A 14650-nucleotide genomic window follows, 5' to 3' on the forward strand; every position below is an offset into this window, starting at 1 on the left:
CAAAGTGAAAATATTTTATCAATTTTTTTGCACCCGTGTCAATCTAGTGGCAAAGTCGGGAAATTATTATCTTTTACTATTCATTTTCTGTGGTATAATTTTAATAATAGGACAAGATCATGAAACTCAAACATTTTTTCACAATCCTCATTTTTTTCTTTGTCACATCATTTTCTTTTAGCGAAGACTGGTTCGTTTGTCTCGGCTCTTTTTCAGACCTCAAAAATGCCCGGAATTATTCCCTCCTGCTAAAAGCAAATTTTTTCAAAAATCGAATTGCCCTTGCGGAAGTAAATGGAAGAAAAGTTTACCGCGTTTTATACGATTCAGTCTGCGATTCAAAGGAAAAAGCCAGGCTGCTTTCCGAAAGGATTTACCAGAGGCCCTACTCCGTTCCCTGCAAGCTTGATGACCTCTGGATTTGTACTGCCGATGAATTCTTGTCCTTTGACGATTACGGCAAAACAAATTCCGCTGATTCACTCAAATCCAACGACATAAATGAGATTCCACTTTCAGACGAAAAACCATATTCAGTTCAAGTCGGAAGCTACAAAGAAGAATCGCCTGCAAAACGCGATCAGGAAAGACTTCAGGCAAAGAACATCGATGCATATATTTTAAAGACTTACGATGACGACACTTACATTTCATTCGATCTTCATGCCGGAGCCTTCAAGACAAAAGAAGAGTCAGAAGAACTTCAAAAAGAACTTGAAAATATCGGCATTCAGGGAACAAAAGTCTCTGACTTTGAAGACATAAAAGATTCCGTCGAAAAATTCAACAGTCTTGCTTCCTCAACAAACATCTCGTATGGAGAGGGCGTGACTGAAATCCCGGATATTTTTCCAGAAGAAGTGAAAACCTTAATCTCCGAGTTCCCGATAAATCCCAACTTCCAGATTGAAACCATCGAAATCCTTGATGTTGAAAATATCAGCGAAACAGGCTATTCCGAATCGGATTTTATCAATGAACGCTCTCTAATCAATAATTTTGACAATGTTTCGGCAATTTCCAAGGCTGTTTACAAGGACGACCTCTACAACAAAAAGATTATAGTAAGGATTTTTTCAGGCAGCGACGGCCGTTTTGCTGGCATGAAAGATAATTTTCTTCCAAACGAAGGGAAAGAGGCTTTTCAGGTCGACTTTTGGGCAAAAACTCAGGTTTTCAACTGCTATTTCTATAAGCAAGACGGCGTTTTCAATCTGCTTGGAACAACAAAGGACGAAAACCAGCTTATATCAATGGAAGCACTTAATTTTTCCGACGAAGAATTTACCGCTCTTTTGGGAGACATGACAAACGACAGCAATCTTCTCATTTATCCCGAAGTCCGAAAAAATCTTTTGACTCTGCCGAAAAAATCTTCTGCCACAAAAAGGGATTTTGTCTACTTCAAGCTGAAACAAATTGGTGACGATTATGCAGAAGAGCGTGGCTATGTAAACTGGGCAAGGGCAATTGTCGGCCATTGGCAAGCAAATTCATACTTTATACAGGATGGTAAAAAAATCACAACCGGCTTCTTTGACCTGGACTATGATTACAATTCAAAGCAAGTCCATACCCAGTTTATGGAAGCACATGAAGCAATTTCAATCGATGAAAAAAATCATCCGTCAGACATTTTTGATGAACCAGGCTGGTATGTTGGGTCACACTTCCTTAATTCCAGCAATGAACTGTCCTTCGCAAAAAAATCTTACATAATCGCAATAAATTCATATGAGCCGGATTGTTTTTCAGAAGAAGCGCTGAAAGACTTGGCAAAAGACTTGCAGATTTGGGATAAATAGGGCAAAAAAAATCCCCGCACTTTTTACAGTACGGGGCGGACTGTTTTTAGCGAGTCTCCCGGAGAGCTATGCTCGTAGGGTATCCTTAAATACCAACAAAATGTGTATTTACTTTGTCCTGAACGTAAGCGATGAAGTCTTCGAGCTTCATTGTCTTCTGTTCGAGGCCGCTTGACTGGCGGAAGCGAACTGAGACTGTGCGCTCTTTCTTTTCGTTTTCGCCGACAATCAGGATGTACGGAGTCTTGTGCTCTTTTGTAATCACCTTGATTTTGCTTCGCATGTTGTCTGTTGAAAGGTATGCGTTTGAGCGGATGTCAGCTGCAAGGAGTGCGTCGTTGACTTCTTTTGCGTAGTCGTCGAAGTCGTTTGTAACTGGAACGACTGCGGCCTGCTCAAATGCGAGCCATGTCGGGAATGCACCGGCAAAGTTCTCAATCAAGATGCCGAGGAATCGCTCGAATGAACCGAGGATAGCGCGGTGGAGCATAACCGGATGATGCTTCTGGTTGTCTGCACCGATGTATGTTGCGTCCAAACGCTCAGCAGAAGGAAGCTGGAAGTCAGCCTGGATTGTACCGCACTGCCATTCGCGGCCGAGGCAGTCATAAAGCTTGAACTCAAGTTTTGGACCGTAGAAAGCACCTTCGCCCGGCTGGATTTCGTAGTTCAATCCAGCTTCGTGACAAGCGTCTGCAAGAGCCTTTTCTGCACGCTCCCAAGTTGCCAAATCACCGACGTGGTCTTCCGGCATTGTTGAGAATTTAACGACCAACTCGTCAAAGCCAAAGTCGTGGTAAACGTTTTTGAGGAGCTTACAGAATTTTGCAACCTCAGCTCCAACCTGCTCTTCTGTACAGAGAATGTGTGCGTCGTCCTGAACGAATCCACGAACGCGCATTACACCGTGCAGAGTGCCGCTTGCCTCGTTTCGAACGTCGTGACCGAATTCAGCCAGACGCAAAGGCAGGTCCTTGTATGAGCGCTGTCGGCTCTTGAAGATTTCAAGTGCGCCAGGGCAGTTCATCGGTTTGATTGCGAAGAGGCGCTTTTCTGACTCTGTAATGAACATGTTGCGCTGGTAGTGATCCCAGTGACCTGAGCGCTCCCAGAGTGTGCGTGGCATGATTGCAGGAGTGTTGACTTCCTGATATCCGTCGCGTCGAACCATCTTTCGCATGTAATCCTGCATTGTTGTGTAGATTGTCCATCCGTTCGGGTGCCAGTAAACCTGACCTGGGTTTTCTGAGTCTACATGGAACAAGTCCATTTCTGTTCCCAGTTTTCGGTGGTCGCGCTTTTCTGCTTCTGCCAGCATTGCAAGATATTCTTTGAGGTCGTTCGGTTTTTCAAAACAGAGGGCGTAAACTCGTGTGAGCATAGGTCGGTTTGAATCGCCGCGCCAGTAAGCACCTGCAATTTTGTCGAGCTTGAATGCCTGTCCGTTGATTTCTTTTGTTGTAGCAACGTGTGGACCACGGCACAAATCCAAATATCCGTCCTGCTCGTAAGTAGAGATTGTCTCACCTTCCGGCAAATCGTTAATCAGCTCAAGTTTGTAAGGCTCATCGGCGAAAAGCTTGAGGGCTTCTTCCTTTGAAACTTCCTTGCGTACGAATTCTGCGCCAGTCGCAAGAATCTTTCTCATTTCTTTTTCGACTGCACCAAAATCATCTTCGGTCAATTTGGTAGTGGCGGTGGTAAAATCAAAATCATAATAAAATCCGTTGTCGATAGCCGGGCCGATTGCAATCTTAGTTCCCGGAAACAAATGCTTGACGGCTTCCGCCATAACATGTGCGCAAGAGTGACGCACAATCTGAAGTTTTTCATCAACTGCCATAATTGTACCTTCTTTTCGGAATCACCAGTAAGTGAATTCCTTAAATTTTAAAATAATGTATATAGAATAGTATTTTATAGAAGAAAGTTCAACTGAAAAAAAACGGGCTGTAGAAAGCGGGCGTTGCGGGCGGCGTTTGAGCCCGCAGAGGGGGTAGCGTAAGAACGCTTGCGGTCTAGAGCGAGGGGGAGACATCCCCCTCATTTTTAATTTCTAATTATTTCAATTTATTTGCCGATATTCAAAATATGGAAAATGGAAATAATTTTAACGAAAGTTTGATTCAGGCTGTCGATGCAAAGGCTCAATGGTATGACATGGAAGAATTGCCTAGAATTCTCGATAATTACAGGCTTCTTCACACATGTATAAAAGTTGTTTTTGATTTTCTGGTCAAAAAGGCTTTGATTACACCGGATCCTTATAAACTCGACAAAAAAATTTCCGACATCAAATCTCCAGACAGCGTCCAGTTTGTTGAAAATGAACGTTCTGTCGTCATGGGTCAGCGTTTCTCTGATTACGAAAGCACCCTCGACTTTTTGTGCAATTATTACAAATTTTCCGTTTCCCAGCTTTCTCTTTCAAACATCAAAAAACTCGTTGACCTGAACAATTCAATCTCATGGAACTCATTTTCCGCAAATTCCAACAAAGTGAACACCCGCGTCCTCGCAACAATGGTCTTCTCGGCAAGGCAGAACAGTGACGCCCTCACTTCAAGCATGATCAACGACAACCTTTCAAAGGCTTCTCAGGCTCAGAATGAAATCAACAGTGCCTTAAAGGAATACACCGACTTCCAGAAGGAATGGTACAAGGCCCAAATTCGAAAAACCGTAATCCTCAGTGCAAATTTTGACGGAAACAAGGCTTATGCAGATCCTGCCTCAGAACTTCAGCAAATCAAAAAGAATTTTGCGGCAGGCATGGGAAAAGTTCCCTTCTACAATGAACTTGTCGACGAAATCATTCAGGAAGATCAGGGCGAAAAAAAGAACGAGCTTCAGAAAAGACTGCTTGCAAAACTGAACGTTTCATCGGAAGCCGACAAAAAAGTCGAAAAGAGAATCGATACAAAGGCTCTGATTATGGGCGCCCTTCAGGTTCTCGGCTCAACTCCGTCTCAAATCGTAGCAATCGCTCAGAAAATTCAGGAAAATCACGACGTTCTTGAAAGCGAGCACAATTCCTTCATGGACAAGCTCAAGCGCGCCCTCAGAAAGGCCTTCGGTATCGCAGAAAAACCGCTTTTCTACAACATCATAATCGTTGACCAGACAACTGGCGCTAAACGAACGGAAAAACTGAACTATCAGACCTTCATGACCGACCTTGCGACAAAATCACGCCGCTATGCTTCGGTTGCCCAGCCAAATTCTCCGGGCTACAAAAAAATCATGTCCATGCCGGAAGAAAAAATCGCGGAATTCGTTTCTGCCCAGATTACAGACTGCAACCGCCTCATGGTTCATTTGAATTCTCTGGACGATTATTTCAAGAGTGCGGCCGCTCCGGCAAACAAGTCAAAGATCAAGGGCCTCAAAATCGACATCACGACACTCAAAAATTCGATTGTAAAGGCAAACCAGCAGCGAGTTGAATACACCTCTTACATCGAAGAAGAAGCTCAAATGAAGCGCCTGGGCATCTCGGGGTAGAATTTTTTCAGGGGAAAAGCCTTTCCCCTGTGCCGCACTTCGTTGCGTCACACCCCATTCTCCTAGGGGGTACCCCTAAAACCCCAAAATCGCTGAAACAAAATCGACTTTTGTCTGTTTTAATAGTATTATGAAATATATGGAAAAATATTCACTCCGCTTCTTTTTTATTATTTTTTCTTTTGTTTTTGCAAATTTCGTCTTTTCACAAAGTGCTGACCAAGGGCCGGTTGAAAATCAGGATACGATAATTGACGTCGAATCTGAAAAGTCTGACGATAAAAATATCATCGATTCACTTCAGCGCAATTTCACAATTATCACAGCCCAGCAACCCTGGAACCTCGACATCCATACGGCAACTTATTCCAGCGAAGCTCAAATTCTGGATTCACTTTACGAAGGGCTTTTTTCTTATGACCCAAAAACTCTTGAACCCCTGCCGGCCCTTGCCGAAAGCTATAAGATTTCCCGCGACAAAAAACGCTGGACTTTCACCCTGCGCGAAAATCTGGAATTCTCAAACGGCGAAAAAATCAATGCCTACACTGTAAAAAATTCCTGGCTTTCCCTCCTGCGCACCCACAATGCACCTTATGCTTCAATGCTGGACTGCATAAAGGGAGCCGCTGAATACCGCGAAGGAAAAATCAGCGACAGTGAAGTTGGAATCAATGCCCGCAACGAAAAAACTCTGGTCGTATCGCTCATAAATCCGACCGCCCACTTTTCAAAGCTTCTCTGCCACCACGCATTTGCAGTCTGCAGCCTGAACCAGAATGGCAGCACGGACACTTCAGTCTTCTCTGGAGCCTTCACAATCAAGGAAAATACCGGCTCATCCCTTGTCCTCGAAAAAAACGAAAAATACTGGGACGCAAAAAACGTTCACCTTCCGCAAATCACGATAAAGCAGTCCAACGAAGTCAAGGAAAATTCCTGGAGCTACAACGACGGCAGCGCGGACTGGCTTTCCGGCATGGTGGACACAAATGCCCTGCTCAACAAAAACTCAATCCGCATTTCGGCAATCTTTGGCACGGAATTTCTTTTCTTCTCTTGCAAAAACAAGCCCTGGAACGATGCTGATTTCAGAAACGCCCTGATTACAGCTGTTCCCTGGGAAGAACTTCGCAAAACAGGTCTTGTAAAAGCCAGCACTTTGATTTATCCGCTAGCTGGCTATCAGGGAGTCAACGGAATCACAGAAACTTCCGGAGAAGACGCCCTGGAAATGATGGAAGAAGCCCGAAAAAAGCTTGGAGTTTCAAAGGACGAAAAACTTACCGTAACTTTCGGCATTTCATCAATTTCAGAAAGACAGAAATCTCAGGCAGAAATACTCAAAAAAGCCTGGGAGCCTCTGGGAGTCGAGCTTAAAATCCAGACTACGCCGGATGACCGCTACATCGATTCAATTCCGGGCTGGAACGCAGATATTTTCAGCTATTCCTGGATTGGCGACTTTGCCGACCCGATTGCTTTCCTTGAGCTTTTCCGGGCAAATTCAACCCTCAATCCGTCAAAATGGCAGAACGAAAAATTTGAAGAGCTGATTCAAAAGGCAAATGAAAGCACAGACAACGGCGAGCACTACAAATATCTTGCCCAGGCAGAGCAGCTTTTGCTGGACGAGGGCGAAGTCATGCCGATTACACATTCAATCAGCCTGCACGCAGTCAATTTGCAGCAGGTCGGCGGCTGGTACGTCAACGCGCTCGACATTCATCCCTTCAAATACCTCTATTTCAAAGAAGTAAAGGTTGAGTCAGCACCGAATATTATATAGAATAGCCGTATGCGCACTTACGACGACTCGATGTTTATTGACACTTTCGAGCATGAATACACCTGGCTCAAGGGCTTCATGCGGAATGTCGCCAGATTCCCACACAAAAATGCTCTCATCGACCCGGAGACAAACCGTTTCTGGGATTACGAACTTCTAAATCAGGAATCAAACAGACTGGCCCTATCCCTTCAGTCACTTGGAATCGGCAAAAATGACATCGTAATGTCCGCCCTCCGCAACTGTCCGGAATTCGCTTTTTCATACATTGGTCCGCGCAAAATCGGTGCCATTCTGCTGGCCGCAAATTTCAATCTTGCAGCAGGAGAGCTGGCCCTTCTCATCAATCAAAACAAGCCAAAAGCCGTAATTTACTCAGCAAACATAGCAAAAATCATAGCCGAGGCAGAAAAACTTGCCCAGTGGAAGCCACAAAAATTCATTCTAGCCGACAATGTTGAAAAGGCAGAGCTCCCCCAGGGCCACATTTTCTACGAAGACTTCATAAAACAGGCCGGTACAGAAGAGCCCAAAATCTCTTTCCGTCCCCACATTTATGATGAAGTTCTCCGCCTCTGCACAAGCGGCACCACTGCCCTTCCCAAGCTTGTCCCACTCAACGACATCAATGAAGTTCTTTCGGCCCACGACGTAATCATGCACTATCCGATGAACTCAAACGACGTGACCATGAACATGACTCCCTGGTTCCATCGCGGAGGCTGCCATTCAGGCGGTGTCTGCCCGGTTTTCTATGCCGGTGCCTGCGCCGTAGTCATGAGAAAATTTCAGCCGACAAAGGCCCTGGAATGGGTCGAAAAATATAAAATCACCTACCTCATGGGAGCCCCCTCAAACCTTGCAATTCTTGCCCGGGCCCAGGAAAAGACAAAGCTCAATCTTGAAAGTCTCAAGGGCTTAGTCACGATGGGAGCCCCTCTTTCAAAGGTAGACTGCATCCGCTTCATGGAAATCCTCACGCCCAACATTTTCAACGGCTACGGCACGACCGAGACTTTCTGGAATTCCTTTCTCCGCCCCTACAATCTCCCGGACGGAGCAGGCTCAGTCGGAGCAAGCTGCACGGATGATGAAGTCAGGGTTGTAAAAGTCTTCGATGACAGAAAAGCCGAACCCGATGAAACAGTCGAAAAAGACAACCAGAGCGAGGGAGAAATAATAATCCACGCCCCGGAAAAAACGACCTTCACCTATATCGATGATCCAAAAATGTCAGCCGAAAAATTCTACAAGGGCTGGCTCTACACTGGCGACACCGGCGTCTGGAATCAGGACTTGATTGTCACAGTCCGCGGCCGCAAGGACGACATGATCATCACGAGTGCCGAAAACATCTATCCCACTCAAATCGAAGAAGCAATCAACGAGCATCCAAAAGTCAAGGACACAATCGTCACCAGCGTTCCGGACAAAATCCGCGGGCAGGCAGTAGTTGCCTACGTCGTTCCGGCCGACAAATCGCTTACAATCAAGGAACTTTTCGATTTCTGCACAAATCATAAAATGCTCTCCGCCTACAAACGTCCCCGCTATTTCGCCCTGATAGACGAACTTCCGCAGACAGCCACAGGCAAAAAAAAGCATTTCGAGATAAAAAAACGCGCGGCTGAAGATTTGAAGAAGGGATTGCTAAAAAAAGACTAGCTTGTTCCGATAATCTAAGTATGCTTTATTATCTTGGTGGAATTTTAACTGAATATTTTGGTCCTGCACGCTTGCTGCAGTCTTACACGATTCTCATTGCACTCGCACTTTACAGCGGATTTTTGATTGTCCGCTATTTCCTGCCGTCTTTTTACAATCTTTTGCCTCATGACCGGGGCCGTGAATTTACAATAAATGCCGAGGCCGCAAAAGGAAAGCCGACCGGAGCAGGCGTTGTCTGGGTCAGTGCCTTCGTAATTCTGAGCCTGATTTTCGTTCCCCTTGACTGGATGAAATGCTCATGCCTGATTCTAACCTGGCTCATGATGCTCACGGGCTATCTCGACGACCACTCAATCAACAGCTGGGGAGAATACCGCAAGGCCCTTCTCGACCTTTTTATCGCAGTCCTTGCCTCTGTTTTGCTCGCATTCTATCTGATTTATTCTTCGGGCGACAGAAAAATCTACTTCTGGATTCCATTCGTTACTCATGAACTTTACGTTGCGCCCTGGCTTTTCGTGATTATCTCGACAATCATGATTTGGGCTTCAATCAACACGACAAACTGTACTGACGGCGTTGACGGACTTTCATCAACACTCGTTCTCGTCGCACTGATTACAATGGGCGTCGTCTTCTATTTTATCCTGGGACACAAGGACATTTCCGAATATCTTCTGGTTCCACATATTAAGGACGGTGCGGCCTGGGCTGTAATGACTTTTGCACTTGCAGGCGTACTCATGGGCTACCTCTGGCACAACGCTTTCCCAAGCAACGTTCTCATGGGCGATGCGGGCAGCCGGGCACTGGGCTTTTACATCGGCGTCTGCGTAATGGTCACCCGAAACCCCTTCATCATTCTCGCAACTTCTTCACTGATTTTCGTCAACGGCGGTCTGGGACTGGTCAAAGTATTTTTGAAGCGTTTCTTCAAGATTTCAATCTTCACGAACATCCGCTTCCCGCTCCACGACCACATGCGAAAAAACCACGGCTGGAGTCCAACACAGGTTTTAATTAAATTCCTGATTATTCAGATTCTCATAACCGTGGCTGTTCTTGGTATTATCTTCAAAGTACGCTAGGCGTTATTCTTCTGTGAACAATGCGCACAAAGTCTCTGCATCGGCGATGATATTCCTTACATAGCAATATTCGTTCGGCTGATGGCAGACTTCGTCCATTGTTGACCAGATTGCCGCGTTAAAACCGCAGCAGCGGAGTTCCGCACCGACTGTACCGCCACCGATTCCGATTGGGCGGGCTTCAAATCCGTGAGCCTTTTTGATTGCGGCTGCCAGTTTTTTGACGACAGGAGCATCAACCGGAGTTGCAGGAGACTGCTGGGCCTGGGGCTCGCTGATTTCAATCTTAACGCCATATTTTGATTCAATCTCAGCAACCCGCTTGTTGATTTCGGCACGAACCATGTCCAGAGAGTATCTCGGCAAAATCCGGCAGTCCATGTAGAAGACGTCGTCACCAGGAATGATGTTTACGGTCTCAACGTTTGCCTCTTTTTTGGTCGGCTGGAAGGTCGAATAATTCGGGCTGAACAAATCATCTTTTTCGTTGAAGAAATTTTCCAAGTCATTGAGGCGGAGGGCCAGGTCACAGGCCGCAAGATGGGCATTCTTTCCCTTGTTTGGCATTGAGCCGTGACTCTGCTGACCGATTGTGTGGATTCGGAGCCAGAGGATGTTCTTTTCGGCAACTTCGATAGTCTCGCCTTTTTCATCGCCGCCGTCCGGAATTAAAATCAGGTCGTGATTGCTGAAAAGCTCAGGATGCTTTCGAAGCAGATATTTGATTCCGTACTCTGAACCGAATTCCTCATCTGCCATAAAAAGAAGCTTTACGGTGTGCTCAGGTGTAATTTTATTTTTGAGCAAAGTCAGGGCGGCCATTACGCCGGAAACCAGGCCCTGCTGGTTGTCCTCAACGCCACGACCAATCAGCCTGTCAGTTTTTTCGTCGTACTGAACCATGAAAGGATCGCTTTTCCAGAGTTTTAAATCTCCCGGCGGAACTACGTCCATGTGAGCCATTACCCAAATCGCATAGTCGTCGGACTTTCCAGGAATCGTAAGAATAACATTTGGCCTTACACCGGAAGAAACGCGCTTGTCAGGAGCGTCGTAGTGCTCAATCTGTGATTTTTCAAAGCCTGCCTCGCAGAGCCATTTTTCGAGAGCCGCACATTTTTTGCTTTCACCGTCACCGCCAGACTCAGGCGCAATGGCCGGAATCGAAGAAAGGACTCGCTCAAGTTCAATCATGAGCGGGCGAAAGTTTTCAAGAGTTTCTTTGAAAGTTTCGATAGAATTCATTTGCTTCTCCAAGATTATTTTTCAGCATCTATTCTATCATAAGAAAGCGATTGTGTCAGACCGCAGCATCTTTTAGCGGAAGATTTTGCCTTTTCGATACTATTGATAGTAACACTATCTTTTTGCTTTAAAAAAATCCCTTATTAGAGTATAATGGTTTGGTTTATCTATTTAAACATTTAAACCGAGTTTGTCAGTTTTTTAAATCCTATGCTCTAGTTGGAGATTTTCTTTTTATGGAAGAAAAATCATTCAAACCTTTCATTTCCGCTGACCGCGTGCTGCCTGAGATTACTCCGGTTTCAATCGGTCTCGGAATTATCCTTGCCGTGCTCTTCGGTGCGGCAAACGCTTACTTGGGTCTCCGGGTCGGCATGACCGTCTCGGCTTCAATTCCTGCTGCCGTTCTTTCAATGGGCATCATCCGCATCATCATGAAGCGCGATTCAATCCTTGAGAACAACATGGTTCAGACAATCGGTTCTGCCGGTGAGTCTCTGGCTGCAGGTGCAATCTTCACTTTGCCGGCTCTCTTCATGTGGGCTAAAGAAAGTGACAGCATTTCAAAACCATCATTCTGGGTAATTGCAATCATCGCCCTCTGTGCGGCTGTTCTCGGCCTCATTTTCATGGTTCCGCTTCGCTCAGCACTCATCGTTGAGGAGCACGGAGTTTTGCCTTTCCCTGAGGGAACTGCTTGTGCAGAAGTTCTCCTTGCAGGTGAAGAAGGCGGCGAAAAGTCAAAAATCGTATTCTCAGGACTCGGAATTTCAGCTTTGTACAAATTCATCGCTGACGGTCTCTGCCTCTTCCCTTCAGAAATCGACTGGAGCATCAAAAAACTTGGAACAGGCTTTGGTGCAGACGTTCTCCCGGCTCTCGCAAGTGTCGGCTATATCTGTGGAAAGAAAATTTCTTCATATATGTTCGCCGGCGGAATTTTGGGCTGGTTCGTTGTAATTCCTTTGATCAACTTCTTCGGTGCTGATTCAATTTTCGCTCCTTCAATCAAACCTGTTTCAGAAATGGGCGCATGGGGAATCTGGAGCACATACATCCGCTACGTTGGTGCTGGTGCAGTTGCAGCAGGCGGTATCATCAGCCTGATTAAGTCATTCCCGACTATCGTTAATACTTTCAAAAAGGCAATCGGCGGCTTTGGTCACAAGGAAGCTGTTGAAGAGCGAACAAACCGCGACCTTCCAATGAAGGGACTTTTGATCGGCGCACTCCTTATCGTAATCGTAATCTGGCTCTTGCCGGCAATTCCGGTCGGACTTTTGGGCGCACTCATCATCGTAATCTTCGGATTCTTCTTCGCTACAGTTTCAAGCCGCATGGTCGGTCTCGTTGGTTCTTCAAACAACCCTGTTTCTGGCATGGCAATTGCAACATTGATCATCGCTACAGCCCTTCTCAAATCAACAGGACACACTGGCGTTGCAGGCATGACAAGCGCAATCTGTATCGGAACAATCATCTGTATCATCGCTTGTATGGCTGGTGACATTTCTCAGGACTTGAAGACTGGTTACATCGTAGGTGCAACTCCACGCAACCAGCAGCTCGGTGAGCTTGTCGGCTGTGTTGTTTCAGCACTCGCAATCGGTGGAATCATGTACCTTCTCGACGCAGCATGGGGATTCGGTTCAAAAGAACTTCCTGCTCCACAGGCTACTTTGATGAAGATGGTCGTTGAGGGCGTAATGGGCGGAAACTTGCCATGGATTCTCGTTCTTGCAGGCGTTGGAATTGCAATCGCTCTTGAATTGATTAACATCCCTGTTCTTCCTGTTGCAATCGGTCTTTACCTTCCAATCCACCTTTCTGTACCTATCTTTGCAGGCGGCTTGCTCCGTGCATTCTTTGACCGCAAGGGTGATGAAGGAAAAGAAATTACAGAAAAAGGCATTCTTTACGGTTCTGGTCTCATCGCTGGTGAAGGCCTTATCGGAATTCTTCTCGCTGTATTCGCAATCGTTCCACTTTCAAACGGAAAATCATTGCTCGAAACTCTCAGCTTGGGCGGCGTACTTGGAAACATCGGCGGCGTAGTATTCTTCGCATTGCTTTTGGCTTCGATTGTATTCTTCACACGCAACAAGAAAAAGTCAAACTAAGCGTTTGAATAGAGTATGAAAGAAAAAACAAAAAAACTTCCTGCAAACTACATGGATATTGTTTTCGTTCGGAGCGGAGACAGTCCCTGGAGGTTGCGGGAAGACGGCCTTGTAGAAGTCGATATGGAAAACAGAGGATTTTTCAACGCCGTCGCACAGAAATTTTTCAAGCGTCCTCGAATAAGCCACATTGCGCTGGATAAATACGGCACAAAAGTCTGGCTTGCACTTGACGGACAGTCTACAGTAAACGACGTTCTTCAAAAGATGAAAGAAGCCTTCCCGGATGAAAGCGAAAAAATGCTGAACCGGGTAGTGCATTTTTTGAATACACTGGAAATACACAAGTTTGTTGTAAGACAATAAAAAATACCCTGCATGGATGCAGGACAAAAGCAAAGAGAGAAAATTCTGTTTGCCTTTAGGTGAACAGAATTTTCTCGTAACAACAAAAATCACAGGACGTGATTTTTGTTGTATGCTCTCCAGGTTGTCTCAACCAGTGTGTCTACGTCGGAATATTTTGGCTCCCAACCGAGCAGCTCTTTTGCAAGATCGTATTTTGCGTAGAGGCTTGCAGGATCACCCGGGCGGCGAGGTGCTTCTTCTGCAGGGATTGGCTTGCCGCTGATTCTTCGGGCTGCGTCGATGATTTCCTTTACGGTTGTGCCCTTTTCTGTTCCCAGATTGAGCTTGAGGCTCTTTCCGTTCTTTGCGATGTAGTCCAATGCCATGACGTGAGCGCGTGCCAAATCTGTGACGTGGATGTAGTCGCGGATACAGGTGCCGTCGCGTGTGTCGTAGTCAGTGCCGAAGATTTTAAGTTCACGCATGCCCAAGGCTGCTTCCATTACACGTGGCAAAAGATTTTCAGGCTTCTGCTCAAGACCTGTGATTACGCCCTCAGGATCGTAGCCTGCTGCGTTGAAGTAGCGCAAAGCGGCAAATTTGAGGCCGCGGATTTTGTCGTACCATTCCATGAAGCGCTCGATTTCAAGCTTGGTAAATCCGTAGTAGTTGATTGGATTCTGAGGATGATTTTCGTCCATCGGGAGATACTGTGGCTCACCGAATGTTGCCGCACTTGAAGAGAAAATCATGATATTGCACTTGTGCTTTGTGGCTGCGTTCATGATGTTGAGGGTGCCTGTGATGTTGTTGATTGAGTATTTTTCCGGCTCAACCATTGATTCGCCAGCTGCCTTAAAAGCCGCTAGGTGAACGAAAGCATCGAAACCGCGGGCAAAAGCCTGGTCCAAATCACGCTCAATCAAAATGTTTCCGTAGATAAAATCATTTTCCTTAAAAAGATTTTCACGCAAACCGCTTGAGAGATTGTCAAAAACTGTAACTTTGTGGCCGTTAGCCATCAATTCCTTAACAACGTGGCTGCCGATATATCCGGCTCCGCCAATTACTAAAACTTTCATG

Annotated in this window: 10 protein-coding genes; 7 read left to right on the forward strand and 3 right to left on the reverse strand. The window is 45.9% G+C overall.

All coding sequences use genetic code 11. The features are described 5' to 3' along the window. Positions 1 to 119: 119 nt before the first annotated feature. Positions 120 to 1805, forward strand: coding sequence for an SPOR domain-containing protein (locus HNP76_RS00430; RefSeq protein WP_184656350.1), 1686 nt, complete (start codon positions 120 to 122; stop codon positions 1803 to 1805). Positions 1806 to 1890: 85 nt separating this feature from the next. Here HNP76_RS00430 and thrS read toward each other — a convergent pair whose 3' ends face one another. Next, complete coding sequence (gene thrS, locus HNP76_RS00435; RefSeq protein WP_184656351.1) at positions 1891 to 3648, reverse strand: threonine--tRNA ligase; 1758 nt, start codon at positions 3646 to 3648, stop codon at positions 1891 to 1893. Positions 3649 to 3896: 248 nt separating this feature from the next. Here thrS and HNP76_RS00440 point away from each other — a divergent pair, with 248 nt between their 5' ends. The 4 genes from HNP76_RS00440 (at position 3897) to HNP76_RS00455 (ending at position 9854) form a co-directional block, all read left to right on the forward strand. Next, the gene (locus HNP76_RS00440; protein WP_184656352.1) at positions 3897 to 5309 is read left to right on the forward strand and encodes a TP0584 family protein; all 1413 of its coding nucleotides are present in this window, start codon (positions 3897 to 3899) and stop codon (positions 5307 to 5309) included. A 139-nt stretch (positions 5310 to 5448) separates the two neighbouring features. Beyond that, positions 5449 to 7098 carry a peptide ABC transporter substrate-binding protein gene (locus HNP76_RS00445; protein WP_260308960.1) on the forward strand — a complete coding sequence of 550 codons (1650 nt, stop codon included), beginning with the start codon at positions 5449 to 5451 and terminating at the stop codon, positions 7096 to 7098. Between the two features lie 9 nt (positions 7099 to 7107). Continuing rightward, on the forward strand, positions 7108 to 8763 hold the full coding sequence (locus tag HNP76_RS00450; RefSeq protein ID WP_184656355.1) for a class I adenylate-forming enzyme family protein: 1656 nt from the start codon (positions 7108 to 7110) through the stop codon (positions 8761 to 8763). Positions 8764 to 8783: 20 nt separating this feature from the next. Then, positions 8784 to 9854 carry an MraY family glycosyltransferase gene (locus tag HNP76_RS00455; RefSeq protein ID WP_184656356.1) on the forward strand — a complete coding sequence of 357 codons (1071 nt, stop codon included), beginning with the start codon at positions 8784 to 8786 and terminating at the stop codon, positions 9852 to 9854. A 3-nt stretch (positions 9855 to 9857) separates the two neighbouring features. Here HNP76_RS00455 and HNP76_RS00460 read toward each other — a convergent pair whose 3' ends face one another. Continuing rightward, positions 9858 to 11099 carry a M20 family metallo-hydrolase gene (locus HNP76_RS00460; RefSeq protein ID WP_184656357.1) on the reverse strand — a complete coding sequence of 414 codons (1242 nt, stop codon included), beginning with the start codon at positions 11097 to 11099 and terminating at the stop codon, positions 9858 to 9860. Between the two features lie 236 nt (positions 11100 to 11335). Here HNP76_RS00460 and HNP76_RS00465 point away from each other — a divergent pair, with 236 nt between their 5' ends. Together HNP76_RS00465 and HNP76_RS00470 are read left to right on the forward strand one after the other, a co-directional pair. Beyond that, positions 11336 to 13219 (forward strand): OPT family oligopeptide transporter, encoded by a 1884-nt coding sequence (locus tag HNP76_RS00465; protein ID WP_184656358.1) that lies wholly within the window; start codon positions 11336 to 11338, stop codon positions 13217 to 13219. Positions 13220 to 13234: 15 nt separating this feature from the next. Continuing rightward, on the forward strand, positions 13235 to 13585 hold the full coding sequence (locus HNP76_RS00470) for a PqqD family protein (protein WP_184656359.1): 351 nt from the start codon (positions 13235 to 13237) through the stop codon (positions 13583 to 13585). Positions 13586 to 13674: 89 nt separating this feature from the next. Here the strand turns inward: HNP76_RS00470 and galE are convergent, their stop codons facing one another. Beyond that, the gene (galE, locus tag HNP76_RS00475) at positions 13675 to 14649 is read right to left on the reverse strand and encodes a UDP-glucose 4-epimerase GalE (protein ID WP_184656360.1); all 975 of its coding nucleotides are present in this window, start codon (positions 14647 to 14649) and stop codon (positions 13675 to 13677) included. Position 14650: the final 1 nt, after the last annotated feature.

This window comes from Treponema ruminis (assembly GCF_014201975.1).
Taxonomy (GTDB): domain Bacteria; phylum Spirochaetota; class Spirochaetia; order Treponematales; family Treponemataceae; genus Treponema_D; species Treponema_D ruminis.